General features: G+C 73.5%; 23 protein-coding genes. 11 read left to right on the top strand and 12 right to left on the bottom strand.

The window, feature by feature from the left end; all coding sequences use genetic code 11:
* Position 1 precedes the first annotated feature (1 nt).
* Positions 2 to 379: an Rv2175c family DNA-binding protein gene (locus U5M74_RS02325; protein WP_410905789.1), complete on the bottom strand. Its 378-nt coding sequence runs from the start codon at positions 377 to 379 to the stop codon at positions 2 to 4.
* 116 nt (positions 380 to 495) lie between these two features.
* Between U5M74_RS02325 and U5M74_RS02330 the strand changes: the two genes are divergently transcribed.
* On the top strand, positions 496 to 2,655 hold the full coding sequence (locus U5M74_RS02330) for a protein kinase domain-containing protein (protein ID WP_410906367.1): 2,160 nt from the start codon (positions 496 to 498) through the stop codon (positions 2,653 to 2,655).
* A 63-nt stretch (positions 2,656 to 2,718) separates the two neighbouring features.
* Here the strand turns inward: U5M74_RS02330 and U5M74_RS02335 are convergent, their stop codons facing one another.
* From U5M74_RS02335 to U5M74_RS02345, 3 genes are all read right to left on the bottom strand, one after another.
* On the bottom strand, positions 2,719 to 4,080 hold the full coding sequence (locus tag U5M74_RS02335) for a class II 3-deoxy-7-phosphoheptulonate synthase (RefSeq protein ID WP_410905791.1): 1,362 nt from the start codon (positions 4,078 to 4,080) through the stop codon (positions 2,719 to 2,721).
* A 147-nt stretch (positions 4,081 to 4,227) separates the two neighbouring features.
* Positions 4,228 to 5,448, bottom strand: a complete 1,221-nt coding sequence (locus tag U5M74_RS02340) for a pyrophosphate--fructose-6-phosphate 1-phosphotransferase (RefSeq protein WP_069983950.1) — start codon at positions 5,446 to 5,448, stop codon at positions 4,228 to 4,230.
* Between the two features lie 174 nt (positions 5,449 to 5,622).
* A complete protein-coding gene (locus tag U5M74_RS02345) occupies positions 5,623 to 6,465 on the bottom strand; it encodes a lysophospholipid acyltransferase family protein (RefSeq protein WP_410905793.1) in 843 nt (280 codons plus the stop codon).
* A gap of 76 nt (positions 6,466 to 6,541) precedes the next feature.
* Here U5M74_RS02345 and U5M74_RS02350 point away from each other — a divergent pair, with 76 nt between their 5' ends.
* The gene (locus U5M74_RS02350) at positions 6,542 to 7,165 is read left to right on the top strand and encodes a hypothetical protein (protein WP_410905795.1); all 624 of its coding nucleotides are present in this window, start codon (positions 6,542 to 6,544) and stop codon (positions 7,163 to 7,165) included.
* Between the two features lie 68 nt (positions 7,166 to 7,233).
* On the opposite strand, the gene U5M74_RS02355 is transcribed toward U5M74_RS02350, so the two are convergent.
* A complete protein-coding gene (locus U5M74_RS02355; RefSeq protein ID WP_410905797.1) occupies positions 7,234 to 8,178 on the bottom strand; it encodes an ROK family glucokinase in 945 nt (314 codons plus the stop codon).
* 303 nt (positions 8,179 to 8,481) lie between these two features.
* On the opposite strand from U5M74_RS02355, the gene U5M74_RS02360 reads away from it, so the two are divergent.
* The 3 genes from U5M74_RS02360 to U5M74_RS02370 are packed head-to-tail and all read left to right on the top strand — an operon-like array spanning position 8,482 to position 12,462.
* Positions 8,482 to 10,305, top strand: a complete 1,824-nt coding sequence (locus U5M74_RS02360) for an AMP-dependent synthetase/ligase (protein ID WP_410905799.1) — start codon at positions 8,482 to 8,484, stop codon at positions 10,303 to 10,305.
* A 58-nt stretch (positions 10,306 to 10,363) separates the two neighbouring features.
* Positions 10,364 to 12,187, top strand: coding sequence for a DEDD exonuclease domain-containing protein (locus U5M74_RS02365; RefSeq protein WP_410905801.1), 1,824 nt, complete (start codon positions 10,364 to 10,366; stop codon positions 12,185 to 12,187).
* On the top strand, positions 12,181 to 12,462 hold the full coding sequence (locus tag U5M74_RS02370; RefSeq protein WP_410905803.1) for an Lrp/AsnC family transcriptional regulator: 282 nt from the start codon (positions 12,181 to 12,183) through the stop codon (positions 12,460 to 12,462). The genes U5M74_RS02365 and U5M74_RS02370 overlap by 7 nt, the downstream gene beginning before the upstream one ends.
* A 158-nt stretch (positions 12,463 to 12,620) precedes the next feature.
* Here U5M74_RS02370 and trpD read toward each other — a convergent pair whose 3' ends face one another.
* Together trpD and U5M74_RS02380 are read right to left on the bottom strand one after the other, a co-directional pair.
* Positions 12,621 to 13,643, bottom strand: coding sequence for an anthranilate phosphoribosyltransferase (gene trpD / locus U5M74_RS02375; RefSeq protein ID WP_410906369.1), 1,023 nt, complete (start codon positions 13,641 to 13,643; stop codon positions 12,621 to 12,623).
* A 149-nt stretch (positions 13,644 to 13,792) separates the two neighbouring features.
* The gene (locus U5M74_RS02380; RefSeq protein WP_410905805.1) at positions 13,793 to 14,224 is read right to left on the bottom strand and encodes a hypothetical protein; all 432 of its coding nucleotides are present in this window, start codon (positions 14,222 to 14,224) and stop codon (positions 13,793 to 13,795) included.
* 239 nt (positions 14,225 to 14,463) lie between these two features.
* Between U5M74_RS02380 and U5M74_RS02385 the strand changes: the two genes are divergently transcribed.
* The 6 genes from U5M74_RS02385 (at position 14,464) to U5M74_RS02410 (ending at position 21,056) form a co-directional block, all read left to right on the top strand.
* Positions 14,464 to 15,111, top strand: coding sequence for a heme-copper oxidase subunit III (locus U5M74_RS02385; RefSeq protein ID WP_410905807.1), 648 nt, complete (start codon positions 14,464 to 14,466; stop codon positions 15,109 to 15,111).
* A 70-nt stretch (positions 15,112 to 15,181) separates the two neighbouring features.
* Complete coding sequence (locus U5M74_RS02390) at positions 15,182 to 15,961, top strand: c-type cytochrome (protein WP_410905809.1); 780 nt, start codon at positions 15,182 to 15,184, stop codon at positions 15,959 to 15,961.
* Complete coding sequence (locus tag U5M74_RS02395; protein ID WP_410905811.1) at positions 15,958 to 17,010, top strand: Rieske 2Fe-2S domain-containing protein; 1,053 nt, start codon at positions 15,958 to 15,960, stop codon at positions 17,008 to 17,010. The genes U5M74_RS02390 and U5M74_RS02395 overlap by 4 nt, the downstream gene beginning before the upstream one ends.
* Positions 17,007 to 18,710, top strand: a complete 1,704-nt coding sequence (locus U5M74_RS02400) for a cytochrome b (RefSeq protein ID WP_069983666.1) — start codon at positions 17,007 to 17,009, stop codon at positions 18,708 to 18,710. The genes U5M74_RS02395 and U5M74_RS02400 overlap by 4 nt, the downstream gene beginning before the upstream one ends.
* 210 nt (positions 18,711 to 18,920) lie before the next feature.
* Positions 18,921 to 19,550, top strand: coding sequence for a superoxide dismutase (locus U5M74_RS02405; protein WP_410905813.1), 630 nt, complete (start codon positions 18,921 to 18,923; stop codon positions 19,548 to 19,550).
* A gap of 366 nt (positions 19,551 to 19,916) precedes the next feature.
* Positions 19,917 to 21,056: a pyridoxal phosphate-dependent aminotransferase gene (locus U5M74_RS02410; protein WP_410905815.1), complete on the top strand. Its 1,140-nt coding sequence runs from the start codon at positions 19,917 to 19,919 to the stop codon at positions 21,054 to 21,056.
* A 96-nt stretch (positions 21,057 to 21,152) separates the two neighbouring features.
* Here the strand turns inward: U5M74_RS02410 and U5M74_RS02415 are convergent, their stop codons facing one another.
* The 5 genes from U5M74_RS02415 to U5M74_RS02435 all read right to left on the bottom strand — a co-directional run bounded on the left by U5M74_RS02415 (position 21,153) and on the right by U5M74_RS02435 (position 25,692).
* A complete protein-coding gene (locus U5M74_RS02415) occupies positions 21,153 to 21,554 on the bottom strand; it encodes a cytochrome c oxidase subunit 4 (protein ID WP_410905817.1) in 402 nt (133 codons plus the stop codon).
* Positions 21,551 to 23,383, bottom strand: a complete 1,833-nt coding sequence (gene ctaD / locus U5M74_RS02420; protein ID WP_410905819.1) for a cytochrome c oxidase subunit I — start codon at positions 23,381 to 23,383, stop codon at positions 21,551 to 21,553. The genes U5M74_RS02415 and ctaD overlap by 4 nt, the downstream gene beginning before the upstream one ends.
* Positions 23,383 to 24,303, bottom strand: coding sequence for a cytochrome c oxidase subunit II (gene coxB, locus U5M74_RS02425; protein WP_410905821.1), 921 nt, complete (start codon positions 24,301 to 24,303; stop codon positions 23,383 to 23,385). The genes ctaD and coxB overlap by 1 nt, the downstream gene beginning before the upstream one ends.
* 383 nt (positions 24,304 to 24,686) lie before the next feature.
* A complete protein-coding gene (gene erpA, locus U5M74_RS02430; protein ID WP_069983660.1) occupies positions 24,687 to 25,037 on the bottom strand; it encodes an iron-sulfur cluster insertion protein ErpA in 351 nt (116 codons plus the stop codon).
* A 40-nt stretch (positions 25,038 to 25,077) separates the two neighbouring features.
* Positions 25,078 to 25,692, bottom strand: coding sequence for a hypothetical protein (locus U5M74_RS02435; protein WP_410905823.1), 615 nt, complete (start codon positions 25,690 to 25,692; stop codon positions 25,078 to 25,080).
* Positions 25,693 to 25,772: the final 80 nt, after the last annotated feature.

Below are 25,772 nucleotides of genomic sequence, written 5' to 3' on the forward strand. Positions count from 1 at the left end.
TCTAGCCCAGCGCCTGCGCCGCCCGGCGGACCTCCGCCTTGCGGCCGGCGCGCAGCGCCTCGACGGGCGTGCTGCCGAGCGCGTCGTTCGGGGCGAACAGCCACTCGACGATCTCCTCGTCCGGCAGCCCCTGGTCCGCGAGGACGAGCACGGTGCCGCGCAGCGACGGCAGCACCTGCTCGGCGCCGCCGTCCTCGGCCGGGACCAGGAACGCGGCGGGCACCTGGAAGACGGCTCGCTCGCCGCGGCGCACCCCGACGACGTACCGGTCGCGCACCAGGTTGCGGGCCTGGGAGAACCCGACGCCGATCCGGTCGGCGAGGTCGGGCAGGGGCAGCCACTCGGGGACGAGGGCGTCGAGGTCCGGGGTCGTGCTCACGGCCGCCAGCCTACGCGGCGGGCCGGGTCTCCCGGACGGCCCCCCGTGTCGCGCAGAATCGTCGGGCGCGGGTCATCCCCAGGCCGCACGCCGCCGCCTACACTCGCCCCGTGGCCATGGCGACGACCGATCCGCTCCTCGGCCGCCTGGTGGACGGGCGGTACGAGGTCCGCTCGCGCATCGCCCGGGGCGGCATGGCCATGGTGTACCTGGCCCACGACCGGCGCCTGGAGCGCGACGTCGCGCTGAAGGTGATGCACCCGCACCTGGCCGAGGGGGTCGAGGGCGCGGAGTTCGTCTCGCGCTTCCGCCGCGAGGCGCGCGCCGCCGCACGGCTCACCCACCCCGGCGTCGTCGCCGTCTACGACCAGGGGCTCGACGGCGACACGAGCTACCTGACGATGGAGTACGTGCCCGGCTCCACCCTGCGCCGCGAGCTGCGCACGCACGGGACGCTGTCCCTCCGGCGCACCCTGCAGATCCTCGGGCAGGTCCTGGGCGCGCTCGGCGCCGCCCACCGCAAGGGGCTGGTGCACCGCGACGTCAAGCCCGAGAACGTGCTCATCACCGCCGACGGCGAGCACGTCAAGGTCGCCGACTTCGGGCTGGCGCGGGCGGTCACCGAGGTGACCAGCACGACCACCGGGACGATCCTCGGCACCGTCGCCTACCTGGCGCCGGAGGTCATCGCCACGGGGGGCTGCGACGCGCGCACGGACCTGTACGCCGTCGGGATCCTCGCCTACGAGATGCTCACGGGCGCCCTCCCCCACGCCGGCAGCACGCCGATCCAGGTGGCGTTCCAGCACGTGCACGAGGACGTGCCGCCGCCCTCGGGGCGCGTGCCGCGGCTGCCGGCGGAGATCGACGCCCTGGTCGGCGCGCTGACCGCCCGCGACCCCGCGCGGCGCCCCGCCGACGGCGGCGCCGCGTTCGAGCTGGTGCGGCACCTGCTCCTGGTGCTCGACCCCGCCGTGCTCGACCGGCGCGCCGAGCCGCCGGCCCGGCCCGCGCCGGCGGCCGCCGACGACGGCCCGACCGGCGGCGGCCCGACCGGCGGCGGCCCGACCGGCGGCGGGGCCGACGCGGGCTCCGGCGGGACGTCCGACGGCGACGCGCTCGACGGCGCGCCCGAGGAGGCCGCCGCCGACTCCGGCGACCTGGACGACACCGGCGAGCTCGACGCCATCCCCGCCGGCGTCTTCGCCACCGCCACGCCCGGCGACGGGATCCACCTCACCGGCGAGCTCGCCGACGGCACGGCGACGGCGCGGCTCGTCGAGCACCGCACGGTCGCCCTGGCCGCGGCCGGCGCGGGCCCGGGCCCCGGCAAGGTCATGGAGGCGGCGGCAGACGGCGTCGCAGGAGACGGGCGCCCGCGCCGGCGCCGCGCCGTCGTCGCCTCGACCCTCGCGCTGCTCGTCGCGCTCGGCGGGGCCGGCACGGGGACGTGGTGGTGGTTCGAGGACGGTCCCGGGGCGTGGACGCGGGTGCCGTCCGGGGTCGAGGAGGTGCCGCTCGCCGACGCCCGGGAGCGGCTCGCCGCGCACCGGCTCGACGTCGAGACGGCGGAGGCCTACAGCGACGACGTGCCGGAGGGCGCCGTCGTGGAGGCGGTCCCCGCGGAGGGCGACCAGGTGCGCAAGGACGGCAGCGTGCGCCTCGTCGTGTCGCTCGGCGTGCGCATGCTCACGGTGCCCGACGGGCTCGCGGGACAGTCCCAGGAGGCGGCGACCGCCGCGCTCGCCGAGGCGGGCTTCACGGTGGCCGACCCGCAGCAGGACTGGAGCGACACGGTGCCGCGCGGCGACGTGCTGGCCGTCTCCGAGGACGCCGGTACCGAGGTGCCGCACCACCAGCCGGTGACCCTCACCGTGTCCGGCGGTCCGGCGCCCGTGACCGTCACCCAGCAGGTCGGCCGCGGCCGGGACGAGGCGAAGGCGTCGCTCGAGGAGCTCGGCCTGCGCGTGGAGTTCACCGACGACGAGCACTCGGAGTCGGTGCCGGCGGGCACCGTGCTGCGGCAGGACCCGGCCGACGGCACGCAGGCCCACCGCCTCGACACGGTGCGGCTGACCGTGTCGGCGGGCCCGCCGATCGTCCAGGTGCCCGACGTCGTCGGCATGCGCAGCGCGCAGGCGCGCCAGGCGCTCGAGTCCGCCGGGCTGAGGGTCGAGGAGAACCGCTACCTCGGCGGCCTCCTGGACACCGTGCGGTTCCAGGACGTCTCCGGCGAGACGCCCAAGGGCAGCACGGTCACCCTCACCGTGTGGTGACCCGCGCGGTGACCCCGCCCGGCGGCCTCTGTGCGCCGACCGCCGTGCCGTGGTCCGGCCGGCTCAGCGCCCCCGCAGCATGTCGGCGACCTGGAACGCCGTCTCCAGCGACTGCTGGTGGTTGAGCCGCGGGTCGACCAGCGTCTCGTAGCGCAGCGCGAGCCCGGCCTCGTCGATCTCCTCGCTGCCGCCGAGCACCTCGGTGACGTCGTCACCGGTGAGCTCCATGTGCAGGCCGCCGGGCACGGTGCCCAGCGCGCGGTGCACCTCGAAGAAGCCGCGCACCTCGTCCAGCACGTCGGTGAAGCGCCGCGTCTTGTACCCGGTCGCCGAGGTGATGGTGTTGCCGTGCATCGGGTCGGTCACCCAGGTGACGGCCACGCCGGCGGCGGTGACCTTCTCGACGAGGGCCGGCAGCACGTCCCGCACCCGGCCGGCGCCCATCCGGGCGACGAACGTCAGCCGGCCCGGGACGTTGCCCGGGTTGAGGCGGGCGGCCAGGCCCAGCGCGTCGTCGGGCGAGGTGGTCGGGCCGAGCTTCACGCCGACGGGGTTGGCCACCCGGGAGAGGAGGTCGACGTGCGCGCCGTCGAGCTGACGGGTGCGCTCCCCGATCCACAGGAAGTGCGCGCTGGTGTCGTAGGCGGCGCCCGTGCGGGCGTCCACGCGGGTCAGCGCCCGCTCGTAGTCGAGCACCAGCGCCTCGTGCGACAGGTACAGCTCGACGGTGCGCAGCGCGTCGAAGTCGGCGCCGCACGCCTCCATGAACCGGATCGCCTGGTCGATCTCCGTGGCCGTCGCCTCGTAGCGCGCGTAGGCGGGGTTGCGCATGAAGCCGCGGTTCCACTCGTGCACCTGCCGCAGGTCGGCGTAGCCGCCCTGGGTGAAGGCACGCACCACGTTCGCCGTCGCCGCGGAGATGCGGTACGCCTGCTCGAGCCGGGCCGGGTCGGGCGTGCGCGACTCCGGGGTGAACGCGTGCCCGTTGACCATGTCGCCGCGGTAGGCGGGCAGCGTGACGCCGTCGCGTGTCTCCTCGTCGGACGAGCGCGGCTTGGCGTACTGCCCCGCCATGCGGCCGATCTTCACCACGGGCGTGGCCGCGCCGTAGGTGAGGATCACGGCCATCTGCAGCAGGGTGCGGATCTTGTTGCGGATGCGCCCGGCGCTGGCCTCGGCGAACGTCTCCGCGCAGTCGCCGCCCTGCAGCACGAACGCCTCGCCCCGCCCGGCCGCGGCCAGCCGGGTGCGCAGCGTGTCGCACTCGGCGGGGACGACGAGCGGCGCCGCCTGCTCCAGCCGGCCGGCCGCGGCCGCGAGCGCCGCGGCGTCGGGCCACGTGGGCTGCTGGCGCGCGGGCAGGGTGCGGAAGTGGTCCAGGTCCGCGGCGAGCGCGGCGGACGGGGCGTCGACGGCGGTGCTCATGGTCCCCAGGTGACGGTCGAGGCGGCGGGTGAGGTGTCGGTGCGCGGTGCCAGGGGGCGGAGCGAGCTCTCTCGGCTCGGACGATTCGCTCGCTTCGCTCGCTCGGCTCTCGCCGGGAGAGCCCGCTCCGTCCCCCTGTCCGGTGCGTCAGTGCGCGGCGGCCGGCGTCAGCGGCTGGCCGATGGCCTCGAGGAGGTCACCGAACCATGGCTGCGAGACGTCGAACGCCTTGCCGCCGGCGATGCGCGGGAACGCGATGGCCTTGAGGCGGTCGCCGTCCTCCTCGTCGTGGCCGATGACGCCGGGCTCGCCGCGCAGGGCGCACTCGACGGCCAGGTCGGTCATCGACTTGATGAGGCGCAGGTCCTCGGCGTTCGGCGCCGCGGCGCGCGAGTAGTAGCCCGACTTCTGGACCATGACCTTCTCGGCGCCGAGCTTCTCGGCGAACTGCTTGGCGAACCACTGGCCGGGGTTGATCTCGTCGAGGCGCACGTGCCCGAACGGGTCGCGGGCGACCTCCTGGCCGGACGCCTCGAGCTGCTCGACGATCTCGTGCATGCCGGCACCCTCCGACAGGAAGATGTTGACGTTGCCGATCTCGTCCATGACGCCCCGCAGGCGCGCGGCCTCGGCGTCGATGTCCAGCGCCAGCTCGGGCAGGAACACCGCGTGGATGTCCCAGCGCTCCTTGCTCAGGCCCAGCGACGGCACCCACTCCTGGCGGTCGAGCCACTTGCGGTACTCCGCGGCGGCGGCGGCGGTGAGCCAGCCGCAGTGCCGGCCCATCACCTCGTGCACGATGAGCATGCGGGGGCCCGAGCGGTGCTCGCCGATGATGTTGGCGGCGAAGCCCGCCGCCTCCTCGGCGGCGGTCCAGGCGCCCAGCGACTGCCGGATCGGCACCACGTCGTTGTCGATGGTCTTCGGCAGGCCGACGACGGTGAGCTCGTAGCCGTTGTCGTGCAGGTAGGCGGCGAGGTCGGCCGCGGTGGTGTTGGTGTCGTCGCCGCCGATGGTGTGCAGCACGTCGACGCCGTCGGCCTTGAGCTGCTCGGCCGCCACGTGCAGCGGGTCCTGACCCTCCTGCACCAGCCCGCGCTTGACGGCGTCGGCGACGTTGGTGAGCTTGACGCGTGAGTTGCCGATCGGCGACCCGCCGAACCGGTGCAGGATGCCGGCCTTCTTGCGGCCCTCCTCGTCGACGACGATCTTGTTGCCCGTCAGCAGGCCGTGGTAGCCGTGCTGGTAGGCGATGATCTCGATCGACGGGTCGAGCTCGTTGTAGCGCTCGATGAGCCCGCCCACGGCGGAGGACAGGCACGGGGCGAAGCCACCGGCGGTGAGCAGGGCCACGCGACGAACCGACATGACAGGACACCTCTCTGGCAGGGGTACGGGCAGGTGATCACGCAGGGCGACCACACGGGTGACCACACGGGGTGATCGGGTACGGCCTGACCCGATCCTATGGCCCGTCGGACCAGGTGCGGCCGGGCGGGCGACGAGTGAGACGCCGGCCCGGGCCAGGGCCGCGCGCCGCGCTCACGACGCGGCGGCGTCGTCCTGCGCCGGCGTCCCGGCCGGGTCCTCGGCCCGCCCGGCCGACCCCTCCTCGGGAGCCTTCTCCGCCGCCTTGTCGCCGGCCTTGTCGCCGGCCTTGTCGGCCGCCTTCTCCGCGGCCTTCTCCGCGGCCTTCTCCGCGGCCTTCTCTGCGGCCTTCTCGGCCGCGATCCGCGCCTTGGCGGTGGCGGCGTAGACGTCCACGTACTCCTGCTCGCTCAGCCGCAGGATCGCGTACATGATCTCGTCGGTGACCGACCGCAGCACGAACCGGTCGTTCTCCATCCCGCGGTACCGCGAGAAGTCGAGCGGCTCGCCGATCACCACCCCGATCGGCAGCGGCTTGGGGACCACGCGGCCCAGCGGCTGCGCGACGTTCGTGCCGACCATCGCGACGGGCACCACCGGCGCGCCGGACTCCAGCGCCAGGCGGGCGACGCCCGTCTTGCCGCGGTAGAGCCGCCCGTCGGGGCTGCGGGTGCCCTCGGGGTAGATGCCGAACAGCCCGCCCTCGGACAGCACGCGCAAGCCCGTGCGCAGCGCCGCCTCGCTCGCCTTGCCGCCGGAGCGGTCCACCGGGATCGTGCCCACGCCCCGCATGAACCCCGCGACCAGCCGTCCCTTGAGGCCCCCGCCGGTGAAGTAGTCCGACTTGCCGAGGAACTGCACCTGCCGCTCCAGGACGATCGGCAGCACGAAGGAGTCGATGACCGCCAGGTGGTTGCTCGCCAGGATCGCCCCGCCCTTGGCCGGCACGTGCTCGACCCCGCGCGTCCACGGCCGGAAGAACAGCTTGAGCAGCGGCCCGGCCAGGACGTGCCTCATGAGCCAGTAGTACAACCGGTCCTCCTCGTCGGGGTCCTGCGGCGGTCGAGGTCCACTGAACTCTAGAGTGTGGCCTATGGCCCCTTCGAACACGCCGGACGGCGCCGGCCGCGACGACGAGGCCGGCCTCGGGCACGACGCCGGCGCCGGGCGCCCCGACGACCGGCCCGCGGAGCGGCCCGACGGCACGCCGGGGCAGCGGCCCGACGGCACGCCGGGGCAACGGCCCGACGGCCCGGAGGGCGAGCTCGGGGACCAGGAGGTCGAGGCCCGCTGGGAGGACATCGTCGCGCAGCTCGGGCGCCTCGAGGCGCCCGACGTCCGGTCCGGCGCCGGCCCGGGCGGCGAGCCGCGGGACGGCGACCGTGACGCCCCCGCGCAGCGTCCGCCGGGCCCCCGCGACCACCCGACCACTCCCGAGGTGGAGGCGCTGGAGGAGGCCGAGGGCCACTTCACGCCGCCGGAGCCGCCCCCGGTCCTGGCCTCGCGCGACCGGCTGCTCGTGGTGGCGTGGGCCGGGGCGACGGGCGTCCCGCTGCTGGCGGTCCTCGCGCTGCTCGTGCGCGCGTTCGTGCGGCTGCCCACCCCGGCGTGGCTGGGCGGCGCCGCCGTCGTCGTCTTCGTCGCGTCGGTGGCCGTGCTGCTCTGGCGCATGCCGCACCACCGGGACCCGGGCGACGGGCCGGGCGCCGTCGTCTGACCGGCGCCCGCCCGGGGCGCCGGGCCGGCGCCGGCTCAGTGCCGTGTCAGCGCCGCGTCAGCGCTCTGTCAGCGCCGCGCGAGGTCCGCGGCGCCCACGATCCCGGCCTCGTTGCCGTGCTCGGCGAGCTCGATCTGCGCCACCGGCCGGTGGCCGAGCGCCGACAGCTGCGCCTCGAAGCCCTTGCGGATCGGCGTGAGCAGCAGGTCCCCGGCCTCGGCGACACCGCCGCCGACGACGATGAGCTCGGGGTCGAGCAGCGCGGTCACGGACGCGGCGCCCTCCCCGATCCAGCGCCCGAGGTTCGCCAGCAGGTCGAGGGCGAGCCCGTCGCCCTCCTGCGCCGCCTGGGTGATCTGAGGGCCCTTGAGCTTCTCGCGGTCGCCGCCGGACAGCTCGAGCAGGCGCGCGGCCCGGTGCGGCTGGGCGACGACGGCGGCGCGCGCGTCGCGCACGAGCGCGCTGCCCGAGGCGTACTGCTCCCAGCAGCCCTCGTGCCCGCACCCGCAGTAGTGGCCGCCCGGGACGACGCGCATGTGCCCGACCTCGGCGGCGACGCCCCACTTGCCGCGCACCAGCTCGCGGTCGACGACGATCGCGCCGCCCAGGCCCGTGCCGATCGTCAGCATGAGCATGTCGGTCGCCTCGCGCCCGGCGCCGAAGCGGAACTCGGCCCAGCCGGCGGCGTTGGCGTCGTTCTCGACGACGACGGGCACGTCGAGGTCGAGCAGCGCCCGCAGCTTCGCGGCCAGCGGGTACTCGCGCCAGGCGATGTTGGGCGCGAATAGCACCGACGTGCGGTCCGGGCTGACGAAGCCGGCGGCCGCGACGCCGATGGCGCCGACCACGTAGTCCTTGGCGAGCTCGGCGCACGCGTCGGCGATGGCCCGGTCGATGCTCGCGACGTCGTCGGCCTCGGTCTCGCGTCGGACCTGGGCGAGGATCCGACCCGCCTCGTCCACGACACCGACGGCGATCTTCGTGCCGCCGATGTCGACCCCGATCGCATGCATCCGCTCGACCTCACGTTCGTCTTGGGACCGCCGTGCTGCGCGGCGGCGCTGTCCGCTGCGGGTCGTCACCGCCCCGAGCGCGCGCCCAGCCTATCGACCGCCGGGGGTGCCTGTGCTGTGATGTCGTCCTGACGGACGCCGGTGCGCTCCCGAGGCCCCCGCCGAGATCACCACGGGGTCCCGGCGGGCGACGACCGGGTCCGGCGGCGCGGCGCGCCGGCGCGGCGGGTGATCCGTGTCACCGCCGCGACTGAGACCGAGTATCGTTGCGGCCACGGACCGGACCTGCCACTGGAGTCAGTCATGGACGAGATCAGCACCCCCCTGCGCGTCGAGCTGCCGGCGACGTCGAACCTCAACGACATCGTCACCGACCGCCTCGCGAGCGCGCCCGACGCCGTCCTCGCCGAGGTGCCGAACGCCGACGGGGTGTGGGAGCCGGTCACCGTCGCAGAGTTCGACGCGCAGGTCGTGGCCGTCGCCAAGGGTCTCGTCGCCAAGGGCGTCCAGCCGGGCGACCCCGTCGCCATCATGTCCCGCACGCGCTACGAGTGGACCCTGCTCGACTTCGCGATCTGGGCCGCCGGCGCGGTCCCGGTGCCCGTCTACGAGACGTCGAGCGCCGAGCAGGTGCAGTGGATCCTCACCGACGCCGGCGTGACCGTGCTGTTCGCCGAGTCCCCGGAGCACGCCGCCGTCGTCGAGCAGGTCCGCGCCGACGCCCCGGCGTGCCGCGAGGTGCTCGTCATCGACGACGGCGGCATCGACGCCGTCGTCGAGGCGGGCCGCGACGTGCCCGACGAGGAGGTCGCCCGCCGCCGCGGGCTGGCGTCGCTCGACGACCTCGCGACGATCATCTACACCTCCGGCACCACCGGCCGGCCCAAGGGCGTGGAGCTGACGCACCGCAACTTCGCGGCGCTGGCGCGCAACGCCGTCGCGTTCGTCCCCGTGGTGTTCACCGAGGGCGGGCGCACCCTGCTGTTCCTGCCGCTCGCGCACGTGTTCGCCCGCTTCATCGAGGTGCTCGCCCTGGCCAGCGGCACCGTCCTGGGCCATGCGCCGGACATCAAGACGCTCACCGCCGACCTCGCCGCGTTCCGGCCCACCTACCTCCTGGCCGTGCCGCGGGTGTTCGAGAAGGTCTACAACACCGCCGAGCAGAAGGCCGCCACCGAGGGCAAGGGCAAGATCTTCCACTGGGCCGCCGCGACGGCGATCGCCTGGTCGCGGGCCCTGGACACGCCGTCGGGCCCGTCGCTGTGGCTCACCCTGCAGCACAAGGTCGCCGACGCCCTGGTGTACGGCAAGCTCAAGGCCGTGCTGGGCGGCCAGGCCGAGCACGCCGTCTCGGGCGGCGGCCCCCTCGGCGAGCGGCTGGGCCACTTCTACCGCGGGATCGGGCTGAAGATCCTCGAGGGGTACGGCCTGACGGAGTCCACGGCGCCGACGAGCGTCAACCTGCCCGAGCGCACCAAGATCGGCACCGTCGGCCTGCAGCTGCCCGGCTGCGCCGCGAAGATCGCGCCCGACGGCGAGATCCTGCTCCGCGGCCACCACATCTTCCGGGGCTACCACGGCAACCCGGAGGCCACGCGCGAGGCCTTCGACGGCGAGTGGTTCCGCACCGGCGACCTGGGCTCGCTCGACGACGACGGGTTCCTGCGGATCACGGGCCGCAAGAAGGAGATCATCGTCACCGCCGGCGGCAAGAACGTGGCGCCCGCCGTGCTGGAGGACCGCATCCGGGCCCACGCGCTGGTCAGCCAGTGCGTCGTCGTCGGCGACAACAAGCCGTTCATCGGCGCGCTCGTCACCCTCGACCCCGAGGGCCTGCCGGGGTGGCTCGCGATGCACGGCAAGCCCGCGATGACCGTGGACCAGGCGGCGACCGACCCCGACGTGCTCGCGGCGCTGGACGCCGCGGTGACGCGGGCCAACGCGGCCGTCTCCCGGGCCGAGTCGATCCGCAAGTTCACGGTGCTCACCTGCGACTTCACCGTCGAGAACGGGTACCTGACGCCGTCGCTCAAGGTGAAGCGGTCCCTGGTGCTCAAGGACTACGCGCAGGACGTCGAGCGGCTCTACGCCCCCGGGGACGCCCGCGAGGCGCTGCACACGCTCTGAGCCGGGTCGCCGGCCGGGCCGGCGGACGTGTCGGTGGCGCCTCGTAGCGTCCGAGGCCATGACGAGCACCACCGACGCGTCCCGCACGGGACGGCGGCCGGTGATCCAGCCCTCCTTCGAGGACCTGGGCACCCCGCTGCAGGACGTCACCTTCGTCGTCGTCGACCTCGAGACCACCGGCACCCGCACGGCCGACGCCGGCATCACGGAGATCGGTGCGGTGAAGGTCCGCGGCGGCGAGGTGCTCGGGGAGTTCCAGTCGCTGGTCAACCCCGGCCGGCCCGTGCCGGCGTTCGTCGCCCGGCTGACCGGCATCACCACGGCGATGGTGGCCACCGCTCCCCCGGTCTCGCTGGTGCTGCCGAGCTTCCTCGAGTGGGCGCGCGGCGCCGTGCTGGTGGCGCACAACGCGCCGTTCGACGTCGGCTTCCTGCGGGCGGCGTGCGAGCAGCTCGGCTACGCCTGGCCGGGTTTTTCCGTGGTCGACACGGTGCCGCTGGCCCGGCGGGTGGTCACGCGCGACGAGGCGCCGAACCACAAGCTCTCGACGCTCGCCGCGCTGTTCCGCGCCCACGTGACCCCGGAGCACCGGGCGCTCGCCGACGCGCGCGCCACCGTGGACGTGCTGCACGCGCTGCTCGCCCGCCTCGGCCCGCTCGGGGTCACCCACCTCGAGGACCTGGCGTCCGCCGCCGACCCCGTGCCGCAGGACGTGCGCCGCAAGCGCCACCTGGCCGACGGCCTGCCCGAGGCGCCCGGCGTCTACCTGTTCCGGGGGCCGCAGGACGAGGTGCTGTACGTCGGCACCTCCACGAACATCCGCAAGCGCGTGCGGTCGTACTTCACGGCCGCCGAGAAGCGCCGCCGCATGACCGAGATGGTGCGCATCGCGCACGCCGTCACGCCGGTGGTCTGTGCGACGCCGCTGGAGGCCGCCGTGCGCGAGCTGCGGCTCATCGCCGAGCACGCGCCCCGGTACAACCGCCGTTCCAAGCACCCGGAGCGGCAGTCGTGGGTGCGCCTGACCGACGAGGCCTACCCCCGGCTGTCGGTGGTGCGCGACGTGCGGCCCGGTGCGGCGCACATCGGCCCGTTCACGTCCCGCCGCACCGCGCAGGAGGCGGTCGACGCGCTGCACGACGCCCTGCCGCTGCGGCAGTGCACCGCACGCCTGCCGCTGGTGTCCCGCACCCCCGGGAGCCCGTGCGCGCTGGCGGGGATGGGCCGGTGCTCCGCGCCGTGCACCGCCGCCGAGGCGCCCGACGCCGCCTACGCCGCCGTCGCGTCCGCCGCCGCCGACGCCCTCGAGCGCGACCCGTCCGCCGTCGTGCGGGCCCTCGCCGGGCGCATCGCCCGGCTCGCCGCCGAGGAGCGGTTCGAGGAGGCCGGCCAGGTCACCGCGCGGCTGCGGTCCTACGTCCAGGGCGCGGGGCGCGCGCAGCGGCTCGCGCCGCTCGCGCGCTGCGCGGAGCTGGTCGCGGCCCGCCCGACCGCCGCCGGCGGGTGGGAGCTCGTCGTCGTGCGCCACGGCCGGCTCGCCGGGACCGCCGTGACCGGGCGCGACGAGGACCCGCTGCCCGTCGTGGACGCGCTGCGCGCGACCGCCGAGGCGGTCGCCGCGCCGTGCCCGCCGGCGCCCGCGTGCCACCCGGAGGAGGCGGCGCTCGTCATCGCCTGGCTGGAGAGCCCCGGCGTGCGGCTCGTGCACGCCTCCGAGCCGTGGGCAGTGCCCGTGCGCTCCGCGCTCGCGCACGCCGGCCTGGACGACGTCTCCGGGGAGGTGCGGGCCCGCGTGGGCGCCGCGACGGCGGGCCTGCCGGAGGAGCCGGTGGTGGGGCCGGTGGTGGGGCCGGGGCCGCTGGCTAGCATGTCCCCATGCTGACGGCGATCGTGCTCATCGACACCGAACCGGACCGGATCCCCGAGGTGGCGGCCGAGGTGGCCAACCTCAAGGGCGTCAGCGAGGTCTACTCGGTGACCGGCAAGGCGGACCTGGTAGCCATGGTGCGCGTGCGCCAGCACGAGGAGCTCGCCGACGCGATCGCCGACGGCATCTCGAAGGTTCCCGGCGTCGTGCGCACGGAGACGCTCATCGCGTTTCGCGCGTACTCGAACGTCGACCTCGCGCAGGCGTTCGCGCTCGGCCTCGACGACTGACGGCGCCCCGGCGGCCGCGTCCCGCCGACCGGCCGCACTGCCACTCGGTGCGCTGGCCGGGACCGCTGGCCGGGACCGCTGACCGGGACCGCTGACCGGGACCGCTGACCGGGACCGCTGACCGGCGACGGCGGCGCGCCCGCCGCCGGTCCGAGGTGTCAGCGCGCCGACGCGGTGCGCCAGCGCTCGAGCACCGCGGCGGCCGCGCCGTCGTCCACGCTGCGCCCGGCGTGCTCGAGGCCCGCGGCGAGCCGCTCGGCGAGGCTCCCGCGCCCGGTGCCCGGCAGCGTCGCGTCGGCGACGAGCGCGGCCGCGGCGTTCAGCAGCACCGTCTCGCGCACCGGGCCGCGGTCGGCGCCCGAGAGCACGTCCCGGGCGACGCCCGCGTTGTGCGCCGCGTCGCCGCCGCGCAGGTCGGCCACCTCGATGCGCCGCAGCCCCAGCTCGGCGGCGGCGTCCAGCCGGGTCTCGGTCACCGCGCCGCCCCGGACCTCCCAGACGGTGGCCCCGCCGGTCGCGGCGAGCTCGTCGAGCCCGTCGTCGCCGCGGAACACGAGGGCGTCGGTGCCCTGCTCGGCGAACACGCCGGCCATCAGCGGGGCCATGCGCGCGTCGGCGCAGCCGACCGCCGTCGCCTGCGGGCGCACCGGGTTGGTCAGCGGGCCCAGGAAGTTGAACGCCGTGGCGACGGCCAGCTCCTTGCGCGCGACGGCGGCGTGCCGCATCGACGGGTGGAACACCTGGGCGAAGCAGAAGGTGATGCCGGCCTCGCCGGCGATCTGCGCCACCCGGCGCGGCGGGTGGTCGAGGCGGATGCCGAGCGCCTCCAGCACGTCGGCCGAGCCGGACGAGCTGGTCGCCGCGCGGTTGCCGTGCTTGACGACCCGCACGCCCGTGCCCGCGACGACCACGGCCGCCATGGTGGAGATGTTCACCGTGTGGGCGCGGTCGCCGCCGGTGCCGACGATGTCGACCGCGCGGCCCTCGTGCTCCAGCGGCGTCGCGTGCTCGACCATGGAGCGGGCCAGGCCGGCGAGCTCGTCGACCGTCTCGCCCTTGGCGCGCAGGCCCATGAGGAACCCCGCGAGCCGGGCGGGCGCCACCTCGCCGGCCATCACCTCGTCCATCGCCCAGGCCGCCTGCTCCGCGGTGAGGTCGCGGCCGGCGACGAGCTGGTTCATGACGACGGGCCACGAGAGGTCGGACGGCGTGGGCGCGGCGCTCGGGCGTGCGGCGGTCGGCTGGGACAACGCGGGTCCTTCCCTCGGGGGTGTCGGGTCGCGCACGCCGTCGGCGGCCCGCGCGCCCGCCCCGACGGCGGGGGCGCCGGTCAGGACAGGAGCGCGGCCACGGCGCGCTGCAGCTCGAGGGCGTCGAGGGGCCGGGGCACCACGGCGTCCGCGAGCGACCACGATGCTAGCCAAGCGTCCTGCGCACGGCCGGTGAGGACCAGGATCGGCGGGCACTCGTAGACCTCGTTCTTGAGCTGGCGGGCCAGCCCCATGCCGCCCGCCTTGTCCGCCTCGCCGTCGAGCACGAGCAGGTCCCAGCCGGCGCCGTCCGCCGCGGCGACGACAGCGGCCGGCGTGGCGACCTCGAGCCAGTCGATCCGCGGCGCGTGCGCGCGCAGCCGGGGCCCGACGGCGAGCCGCACCTGCTCGCGCACCGAGCGGTCGTCGCTGTACAGCAGGACCCGCGGCCCGTCCGCGGCGGCCGGCTCGCCGGGCTCCGGGGCGACCGCCGTCGTGCTCGTCTCCGTCATCCCGACCTCCTCGTCGCGGACGGTGCCGCCGCCCGCCGGGCGGCCGCGGTTTGCTGGCATCGTGGCACACAGGTGTCAGGACGAGAAGGGCCGCCGCGTGGTCTTTTACTGGCACTCTCCCGCCGGGTGTCAGCATCGTGGGGCGCAACCGCGAGAAACCGCCAAATCAGCCGAACTTTCCCTGCTGCCAGGCCGTTTCCGGTGCCTCACCTGTCGGCGGAGTCGGCCATAATGGCTGCGTGTCCACGACCGCAACGGCTGCTGCCCCCACCGCCCACCAGCACGTGAGCGTCAACCGTCCGAACCCCGTGTCGGTCGGGACGATCGTCTGGCTGGCCAGCGAGCTGATGTTCTTCGCCGGCCTGTTCGCCATGTACTTCACCGTGCGCTCCGTGATGCCGACGGAGGAGTGGGCTGCCCAGGCGGACAAGCTCAACCTCACGTTCGCCTTCCTCAACTCCACGGTGCTGGTGCTGTCCTCCGTGACGTGCCAGATGGGCGTCTGGGCCGCCGAGCGGTTCCAGCCGGTCCGCACCGGCTCGCTCGTGAACGTCAAGCGCTGGGGCATGCACGAGTGGATCACCCTGACCTACCTCATGGGCGCCTTCTTCATCGCCGGCCAGATCTTCGAGTACGCCGAGCTGGTGCACGAGGGCCTCACCATCTCCTCCAGCCCGTACGGCTCGGTCTTCTACCTCACGACCGGATTCCACGGCCTGCACGTCGTCGGCGGCCTGATCGCCTTCCTCTTCCTGCTGGGCCGCTCGTTCGCCGCCCGCCGGTTCGGCCACCACGAGGCCACCACGGCGATCGTCACGTCCTACTACTGGCACTTCGTCGACGTCGTGTGGATCGCGCTCTTCTGCGTCATCTACCTCCTGAAGTGACCTCCGTCGGGCGGCGAGGCCGCTGCCGGACGAACCCACCCCACCAACGCCACGAGACGAGGTTCATTTCGTGAAGGCACTCGCCGCCCGCAGGCACCACCGGGCCGCCCCGGTCGTGCTCCTGCTGCTGGCGCTGCTGGTCACGGGCGGCGTCTACGCCGTTCTCGCACCGAGCTCGGCCACGGCCGAGACCGCCAGCACCGCGGACATCGAGACCGGCAACAAGCTGTTCCAGGCGAACTGCGCCACGTGCCACGGCCCCAACGCCGAGGGCACGTCCGAGGCGCCGTCGCTCGTCGGCGTGGGCGCCGCGGCCGTCGACTTCCAGGTCTCTACCGGCCGCATGCCCATGCAGATGAACGGACCGCAGGCGGCAGCCAAGCCGCCGCAGTTCGACGAGGAGCAGACCGCCGCGCTCGCCGCGTACGTCGCCTCGCTCGGCGCCGGCCCGGCCATCCCCACCGACGAGCAGGTCGACCCGGCCCTCGGCGACCCCTCGAACGGCCTCGAGGTGTTCCGCACGAACTGCGCGATGTGCCACAACGCCATCGGCGCCGGCGGTGCGCTCTCGGAGGGCAAGTACGCGCCCTCCCTCGAGGACACCTCGCCCCGCAACATCTACCAGGCCATGCTGACCGGCCCCCAGTCGATGCCGGTGTTCAACGACGCCAACATCACCCCCGAGGACAAGCGCGACGTCATCGCCTACCTCGAGGACCAGAAGGCGGGCTCCGCCGGTGGTTTCGCGCTCGGCGGCATCGGCCCGGTGGCCGAGGGCCTGTGGGCCTGGATCATCGGCATCGGCCTCCTGATCGCCGGCTCGGTCTGGATCGGAGCCAAGTCCTCGTGAGCGAGAGCAAGAACCCCGTGAACAACTCTTCCGACATCCAGCGGGCCGCCGGGTCGAGCGACCTCGTCCCGAGCGACCGCTTCCCGGACCCGGGCGTCCCGGAGCACAAGCCGCGCCTGACCGACACCGACCCGAAGGCGGCCAAGCGCTCCGAGCGGATCGTCGCCGGCCTGTTCGGCATCTCGTGCGTCGCCACGATCGCGACGCTCGTCGCCTACTTCGCCGTCCGCCCGGACGGCACCACCGAGGGCACGCGCCTGTCGACGCAGCTGCTCGGCATCGGCCTCGGCATCTCGCTCCTCGGCATCGCCATCGCGACGATCCACTGGGCCAAGTCGCTGATGTCCCACCACGAGTACATCGACCAGCGCCACCCGGTCGAGACGTCCCCCGAGGACCGCGAGGTCGCCGTCGCCGCCCTCCAGCAGGGTGCCAACGACTCGGGCATCGCGCGCCGCGGCCTGCTCAAGGGCGCCGTGGTCTCGGCCCTCGCCCTCTTCCCGCTGACGATCGCCGTGCCGCTCGTCAGCTCCGTCGGCGGCGACTGGAACGTCGACAAGTTCCGCCACACCCTCTGGGAGCGCGGCCGCCGCCTGGCGTACGACCCCAGCGGCCGCCTCATCAAGGCTGCCGACCTCACCATCGGCTCGGTCGCGCACGTCATCCCCGACGTGCCCGAAGAGGAGCGCCGCTCCCACGAGTGGATCACGGAGAAGGCCAAGGCCGTCGTCCTCCTCGTCCGGCTCGACCCGGCGGACCTGAAGTCCGATCACCGCGAGGGTGCCTCGTACGACGGCATCGTCGCCTACTCGAAGATCTGCACGCACGTCGGGTGCCCCGTGGCCCTGTACGAGCAGCAGACCCACCACCTGCTGTGCCCCTGCCACCAGTCGACGTTCGACATCTCGGACGGCGCCAAGGTGGTCTTCGGCCCCGCGAAGCGCCCGCTGCCCCAGCTGCCGATCACGGTCGACGACGAGGGCTACCTCGTGGCTGAGGACGACTTCGACGAGCCGATCGGCCCGAGCTACTGGGAGCGCCTCAAGTGAGCACCACGACTGCGAGCAAGCGCCCTGCCGCGCCGACGACGCGGGCGGGCAAGGCCGCGGACTACCTCGACCAGCGGACGTCCGTCGGCGTGGCCGTCAAGGAGTTCGCGCGCAAGATCTTCCCGGACCACTGGTCCTTCATGCTCGGGGAGATCGCGCTCTTCTCCTTCGTCGTCCTGCTGATCACGGGTGTGTTCATCGCCCTGTTCTTCCAGCCCTCCATGGCGCTGGTCACCTACCACGGCGACGGGCCCGCGCAGCTCCAGGGCCAGCTCATGTCCGTGGCCTTCGAGTCGACCGTCGACCTGTCGTTCGAGGTCCGCGGCGGCCTGCTGATGCGCCAGATCCACCACTGGGCGGCGCTGATCTTCATGGCGTCGATCGTCGTGCACATGATGCGCGTCTTCTTCACCGGCGCCTTCCGCAAGCCGCGCGAGCTCAACTGGCTCGTCGGCTGCCTGCTGATGATCCTCGGCCTGCTGGCCGGCTTCTCCGGCTACTCCCTGCCCGACGACGTGCTCTCCGGCAACGGCCTGCGCATCGCGGACGGCGTGGTCAAGTCGATCCCGGTGATCGGCTCGTACCTGTCGTACTTCATCTTCGGCGGCGAGTTCCCGGGCGAGCACATCATCGCCCGCCTGTTCACGGTGCACATCCTGCTGATCCCGGCGCTGCTGCTCGCGCTCATCGGCCTGCACCTGTTCCTCATGGTCCTGCACAAGCACACACAGTTCCCGGGCGGCGGCCGCACCGACAAGAACGTGGTCGGCTACCCGATGTTCCCCGTCTACATCGCCAAGATGGGCGGCAACTTCTTCCTGGTCTTCGCCGTGCTGGCGCTCATGGGCGGCACGATGTCGATCAACAACATCTGGAACTACGGGCCGTACGACCCCTCCCCCGTGTCGGCCGGCGCGCAGCCCGACTGGTACATGCTGTTCCTCGAGGGCTCGCTCCGCCTGATGCCAGGCTTCACGGAGTTCGTGACGTGGGGCGACTACACGGTGTCGCTCAACGTCCTGATCCCTGCCGTCGTGGTCCCCGGCATCCTGTTCACGTTCCTCTTCGTCTACCCGTTCGTCGAGGCCAAGGTGACGGGCGACCACCGCGAGCACCACGTGCTCGACCGGCCGCGCAACGTGCCGGTGCGCACCGGCCTGGGCGTCGCCTTCCTGACGGCGTTCATCATCCTGGCTGTCGCGGGCTCGAACGACCTGCTGGCGATCTTCTTCGACCTGTCGATCAACGCCATCACCTGGGTGCTGCGCGTGCTGATCTTCGTGGGCCCGTGGTTCGCGTTCTGGATCACCAAGCGCATCTGCCTCGGCCTGCAGCGCAAGGACCGCGAGCTGGTGCTCCACGGGCACGAGTCGGGCCGCATCGTCCGCTTCGCGAACGGCGAGTACATCGAGGTCCACACCCCGCTCAGCGACGAGGAGCGCTGGCTGCGCGTCAACTACGAGGCGCACCGCCCGCTCGAGATCGCGCCCGCCACGGACGCCCGCGGCGTCAAGCGCAAGGGCTACAAGAACGACCGCCGCTGGCAGAAGCTGTCGCGGTTCTTCTTCGAGGACCGCGTCGAGCCGGTGACGCCCGCCGAGCTCGCGGCCGCGCACTCGCACGGCGAGCACGACGCCCTCGAGGCCGCGCCCGCCGCGGCCCCGGCGGTGACCGCGGGCAGCGCTCGCCGGGCCCGCTGACCGCGCCGAGCAGCACGACGGTGACCCGCGTCACGGTTTTCCCGCTTGTGGGAAGCCGGGGCGCGGGTCATCGTCGTCCTTGGTGACCTGGCCGTCCACGACGGCCCCCCGCCGTGCGCCCCGCCCCGACCCGGGCACGCCCGGGCCCGGACGACGGCGCCCCCCGCCCGGCCGCCACCGTGACGGCCGGCCTGATCCAGGAGGAAGTTGATGGCTGTCTACACGCTCCCTGACCTGTCCTACGACTACGGCGCGCTCGAGCCCCACATCTCGGGCCGGATCATGGAGCTGCACCACTCCAAGCACCACCAGGCGTACGTCACCGGTGCCAACACCGCTCTGGAGAAGCTGGAGGAGGCCCGCGACAAGGGCGACCTCGCGGCGGTCAACCTGCACGAGAAGAACCTCGCGTTCAACCTCGGCGGCCACGTCAACCACTCGGCGTTCTGGACGAACCTCTCCCCCGAGGGCGGCGGCGAGCCGACCGGCGACATCGCCGCGGCCATCGCCGAGGACTTCGGCTCGTTCGAGAAGTTCAAGGCCCACTTCGCGGCCGTCGCCGCCGGTGTGCAGGGCTCGGGCTGGGCCATCCTCGCCTGGGACTCCATCGGCCAGAAGCTGATCATCGTGCAGCTCTACGACCAGCAGAGCAACATCGCGCTGGGCCTCGTGCCGATCGTCCTGCTCGACTGCTGGGAGCACGCGTACTACCTGGACTACCAGAACGTGCGCGCCGACTACGTCTCGGCGTGGTGGAACGTCGTCAACTGGGCCGACGCGGAGGAGCGCCTCGCGCGCGCCAAGTCGCAGACCGCCGGCCTGATCGTCCCCACGGTCTGAGCCTCGGTCTGAGCTCTGAGCTCTGAGCCGACGCGCCCGTCAGGTGCCGACGCCTGACGCGCGACCGGCGTCAGCACGACGAGGGCCCGGGTCCGGCGAGCACCAGCTCGCCGGGCCCGGGCCCTCGTCGTCCCCCGGGAGGTCCGTACGCGCCGCGGACGTCCCGCAGAGCGACCGGCGCGCCCGGCACCCCTCCGAGGCCGAGGGACGCCCGCCCACGGCCTGCACGCGGCCGTGCGCGACCCCGGGTCGGGCCTGCCCGGCGCCGTCCGCCGGGCGCTCGCGCGCCTCGCCCCGGCCCGCGGACAGCCGCCCCGGTCACGGCGCCGCAACCGCCGCGACACACGCCGCGGCTAGCGTGCCGCCATGCCGCGCATCGCCGCCCACGTCGGTCTCGTCCCGCCCTCCGGCATCCGCCGCGTCTTCGAGGCCGCCCTCGCGATGGACGACGTCGTGAACCTCGCCGTGGGCGAGCCGCACCTGCCGGTCGCGCCCCACGTGGTCGAGGCCGCCCGGGCCGCCTGGGCGGCGGGGCTCGTGGACTACGGCCCCAACGGCGGCATCGCGCCGCTGCGCGCGGCCGTGGCAGCCAAGCTGGCCCGCGACAACGCCATGGCGGTGGACCCGGCCCAGGTCTGGGTTACCGTCGGTGCCACCCAGGCGCTGCACCAGGCCCTCGGCATGGTGCTGGACGCGGGCGACGAGGTGCTGGTGCCCGACCCGGGCTACACCGTGTTCTCGATGGCGCCGCGGACGCTGGGCGCCGTCCCGGTCCCCTACCCGCTGCGGCCGGAGGACGGGTTCCGCCCCGACCCGGACGCGCTGCGGCGGCTGATCACCCCGCGCACGCGCGCGCTCGTCGTGAACTCGCCCTCCAACCCGCTCGGCGTCGTGCTGCCGGAGGAGGACCTGCGGGCGCTGCTCACGGTGGCCCGCGAGGCCGACCTGTGGGTGGTGTCCGACGAGGTGTACGAGCACTTCGCGGACGAGCCGCACACGTCGCTCGGCGCGCTCGACCCGGACGGCCGCGTGCTCAGCGTCTACTCGCTGTCCAAGTCGTACGCGATGACGGGCGCCCGCGTCGGCTACCTCGTCGCCCCGCCGGCGTTCACCGACGTGCTGCCGCACCTGCAGGAGGCGACGATCAGCTGCGTCGCCATGCCGGACCAGCACGCCGCGCTGGCCGCGCTGACCGGGCCGCAGGACGCCGTCGCGCGGGCCGCGGCGACGTACCGCACCCACCGCGAGCTGGCGTGCCGCACGCTCGACGAGGCGGGCGTGCGGCACCACCGGCCGCGAGGCGCCTTCTACCTGTGGGTGGACGTCTCCCACGCCAGCGGCGGCGATGTGGACGCCTGGTGCCTCGACCTGCTGCGCACCGAGCGGGTGGCGGTCGCGCCCGGCTCGGCGTTCGGCCGCTCCGGGGAGGGCTGGGTGCGCGTCAACCTCGCCGTCGAGCCCGAGCACCTGGTGCGGGGGCTGAAGGCCCTGCCGTCCCCGGCCTGAGCCTCCGCCGGCCCGCCGGACGCGGGGCGGCGCCGGCGGACGCGGAAGGGCCCCGCACCGGAGATCCGGTGCGGGGCCCTTCGCTGCGAGCGGTGCTCAATGGGCGTGCTGCCCGCGGCTGAACTCGAAGACCCAGCCGACCAGCGCGATGACGCCGATCATGAAGCCGATGTACACGACCCACCAGCCCACGGCCAGGCCGAGGAACCCGGTCGCGGCGGCGAGGCCGACCATCAGCGGCCACCAGCTCCAGGGGGCGTACACGCCCTGGTCGCCAGCGCCGTCCTCGATGTCGCCGGCCTCGTCGTCCTCCGGACGCGGGTCGATGCGGCGGGCCGTCAGCGCCAGGTAGGCACCGACCATCGCCATCAGGCCGCCCACCAGCGGGATCCCGAGGAACCCGACCGGCTCCTGCCACTCGGTGAGCAAGCCGTAGATGACTCCCACGAGCAGGAAGAACGGCGTCAGCCAGAGGAAGAGCTTGATCTCGATCTTCACTTGCCGGTCTCCTCGTCGGTACGGGGCTCGCCCACGACCTGGGTCGTGGTCTGCTGGCGCTCCGGGTACTGCTGGCCGACGCGCTCCTGGGCCAGCGGCTGCTGACCGCGACGGTCGGCCTCGCCGTAGACCTTGTCCAGGACGCCCGGGTACAGGTCCGGGTGCTCCATGGCGGCCACCTCGGGGTGGTGCAGGTCGAACGCCGGGGACTCCGAGCGGACGCGCGGCAGCGACGTGAAGTTGTGCCGCGGCGGCGGGCAGGACGTGGCCCACTCGAGCGAGCGGCCGTAGCCCCACGGGTCGTCGACCGTGACCTTCGGCGCGTTGCGCCAGGTCGAGTAGACGTTCCAGAAGAACGGCAGCATCGAGGCCGCGGTGAGGAACGCGCCGACCGTCGAGACCTGGTTCTCCCAGGTGAAGCCGTCGTTCTGCATGTAGTCCGCGTAGCGGCGCGGCATGCCCTCGACGCCCAGCCAGTGCTGGATGAGGAACGTGGTGTGGAAGCCGACGAACAGCATCCAGAAGTGCACCTTGCCGAGGCGCTCGTCGAGCATGCGCCCGGTGAACTTCGGCCACCAGAAGTAGAAGCCGGCGAACATCGCGAACACCACGGTGCCGAACACGACGTAGTGGAAGTGCGCCACGACGAAGTAGGAGTCGGACAGCTGGAAGTCCAGCGCCGGGCTCGACAGGATGATGCCGGTCAGGCCACCGAAGAGGAACGTCACCAGGAAGCCGATGCTCCACAGCATGGGCGTCTCGAAGGTGAGCTTGCCCCGCCACATGGTGCCGATCCAGTTGTAGAACTTCACGCCCGTCGGCACGGCGATGAGCATCGTCGTGAAGGCGAAGAACGGCAGCAGGACCGCACCGGTGACGTACATGTGGTGCGCCCACACCGTCACCGAGAGCGCCGCGATCGCGATGGTCGCGTAGACCAGGCCCTTGTAGCCGAAGATCGGCTTGCGGCTGAACACCGGCAGGATCTCGGTCACGATGCCGAAGAACGGCAGCGCGATGATGTACACCTCGGGGTGGCCGAAGAACCAGAACAGGTGCTGCCAGAGGATGGCGCCGCCGTTCTCTGGGTTGAACACCTGGGCACCGAGGGTGCGGTCCGCGCCGAGGGCGAACAGCGCAGCGGCCAGCGGCGGGAACGCCATCAGCACCAGCAGGCTGGTGACGAGGGTGTTCCAGGTGAAGATCGGCATCCGGAACATCGTCATGCCGGGCATGCGCATGGTGATGATCGTGGTGATGAAGTTGACGGCGCCGAGGATGGTGCCGAAGCCGGACATCGCCAGGCCGAAGACCCAGAGGTCACCGCCGAGGCCCGGGCTGAACGTGGTGTTCGACAGCGGCGCGTAGGCGAACCAGCCGAACGACGCGGCGCCCTGCGGCGTGAAGATGCCCGCGGCGGCGATGAGGCTGCCGAAGGAGTAGAGCCAGTACGCGAGCATGTTGAGCCGCGGGAAGGCGACGTCGGGGGCGCCGATCTGCAGCGGCATGATCACGTTGGCGAAGCCCGAGAACAGCGGCGTCGCGAACATGAGCAGCATGATCGTGCCGTGCATCGTGAAGAGCTGGTTGTACTGCTCCTTGCTCTGCACCAGCTGGATGCCGGGCTCGAAGAGCTCCGCGCGGATGAGCAGCGCGAGGATGCCGCCGATGCAGAACCACAGCACCGACGTGATCAGGTACATGTACCCGATCGTCTTGTGGTCGGTGGAGGTGATCCACTTGACGACGGTCCGGCCGAGGGTCTGACGCCGGGGGGCCAGCCCGGGGACGAGCTCCGCCGCCGGGGCGTGGGAGGTGGTGGTGGCCATCAGCGCTCGTTCTCCTCGAGGTTCAGGTCGTCGGTCGGCGGCGGGTCCTGGTGGCGGTTGAGCTCGAGCCCGAGCTCACCGGTCTGGCCGGCGGCACGCAGGTCTTCCATGTGCGCGTCGTACTCCTCCTGCGACACGACCTTGACGTTGAAGAGCATGCCGGAGTGGAACTCGCCGCAGAGCTCGGCGCACTTGCCGGCGTACGTGCCCTCACGCGTCGGGGTCACCTCGAACACGTTGGTGCGGCCCGGGATCATGTCCTCCTTGTAGAGGAACGCCGGGATCCAGAACGAGTGGATGACGTCGCGCGCGTCGAGCTGGAACTGGACGGTCTGGTCGACCGGCAGGTACAGCGTGGGCAGCTCGGTGGACGTGCCGGCGGCCTCGTCGACCTCGTCCTCCTCCGTCTGCCCGCCGACGTCGATCAGGTGCTGACCGGTGTCGTACACGCCGTCGTCGAGGTAGTTGAAGTCCCAGCTCCACTGCTTGCCGATGACCTGGATGTTCACGTCCGGCTCGGCGCTCGTGCTCTGGATCTCCGACATGTCACGGTCGGTGTAGTAGAAGAGCACCAGGACCATGAGGATCGGCACGGCGGTGTACATCAGCTCGAGCGGCAGGTGGTACCGCGTCTGGACCGGCAGCTGGTGGTCGTTCTTGCGCTTCCGGTAGGCGGCGATGCACCAGAGCATCAGCCCCCAGGTCACGATGCCCACGATGAGGGCGGCGATCCACGAGCCGACCCAGAGGTTGGTGATGCGCTCGGTGTGGTTGGTCACCTCCCCGTCGTCGTAACCGGGCAGGTACCCGCGCTTGACAGAGTCGCTCGCGCAGCCGGAGGCCAGCAGGGCGACGGCGCCGGCGATCGCCGACGCGCGCCAGATGGCCCGCCTGGTGCGGGTGGGGGGCTTCGAGTGCAAGGGAGGCCTTTCACGTCTCGTCCCGCGCGTCGTGCTGGCACGGCGCATGGCGGAACCTTCGTCCTCGATACGTCGCAGCCTAGCGCGACTGGCGCCCGCAGAACGCCGTTTCGGAGTGGTCCTGACGTGACGAAGTGCCGCCCGGCGCCACCATCCGGCCTGGTCACGACACTGCGGCGCCTCGTGTCAGATCGATGCTCCCGCACGGACCGTCGGGCCGCGCCGCGCCCTCGCGCGCGCCGGCCGGCCGCGCCGGCCCCGCGGCACCCCTGTGACGCATCGCACGCGGTTCGCGGGCGCCCCGGCTCGGCCCCGGAGACAGCACGGGCCCGGTCCCGGAGCAGTGCTCCGGGACCGGGCCCGTGCGTGGTTCGGGGCCGCCGTCAGGCGAACGAGCCGCCGCAGGCGCAGGAGCTCGCGGCGTTGGGGTTGTCGATCGTGAACCCCTGCTTCTCGATGGAGTCGGCGAAGTCGATCGTGGCGCCCTCGAGGTACGGGACGCTCATCTTGTCGACCACGACCTCGACGCCGTCGAAGTCGCGCACGGCGTCCCCGTCGAGCAGCCGCTCGTCGAAGTACAGCTGGTAGATCAGGCCGGAGCAGCCGCCGGGCTGCACCGCGACGCGCAACCGCAGGTCGTCACGCCCCTCCTGCTCCAGGAGGTTGCGCACCTTGGTCGCGGCGACGTCGGTGAGGTTCACGCCGTGGGTGGCGGTCTCGAGAGTGTCGGTCATGCTTCCTCCAACAACGGGGTCGGTGACGCTCTTCCCGATCCTAAGCGCGCGAGCCGTCGTGCGGGAGCGGCCGTCCGCCGTGAGGCGCCTCTCCCTCCCGCCAGCGCGGTGCCCACGTGGCCGCGGCGCGGGCGACCTGCTCGGCCCGGGCCACGGGGCCGTCTCCCGCGGGGCCGACCTCGTGCACCCCGCTCAGCCCGGCGGCGGACCACTCGCGCCGCGCCGCCTCGGAGCGGCGGGCGAGCACGACGACGGGCAGGGCGAGCGGCGCGGCCACCGCGACGACGTCGGCCAGCGGCGGGCCGTGCAGGCCCCGGGCGTCGAGCCGCTCGAGGTGGACGACGACGAGGTCGGCGGCCGCGAGGGGGGCCGCCCACGCGGGCAGCGGGCGCGCCGGCGGTACCTCGGCGCCGGGGCGGCGCAGCAGCGCCGACACCGGCACGAGCACCGGGGCCGGCCCGGCGTCCCGCCCGGCGTCCGGCCCGGCGTCCGGCCCCTGTGCTCCGGGCGGGCGCCCGTCGGCGGGCGAGGCCCCTGCGGCGGGCGGCGCGGGCGGCAGGACGCCCGCCTCCACGGTGCCCGCTCCCCCGGCCCGCCACGCGGCGGCGAGCCCCGCGGCGGTGCGGGGGTCGGCGGCCAGCAGCAGCGCGTGCACGGGTCGATCGTGGCACAGCGCCCCGCGCCGCGGCGGGCCGACGAGGCGCGCGCGCCGGGGCACCCGGTCCCGGTCGGGTT

Origin of the sequence: Puerhibacterium sp. TATVAM-FAB25 (assembly GCF_046535855.1) — a bacterium.
GTDB lineage: Bacteria > Actinomycetota > Actinomycetes > Actinomycetales > Cellulomonadaceae > Puerhibacterium > Puerhibacterium variabilis_A.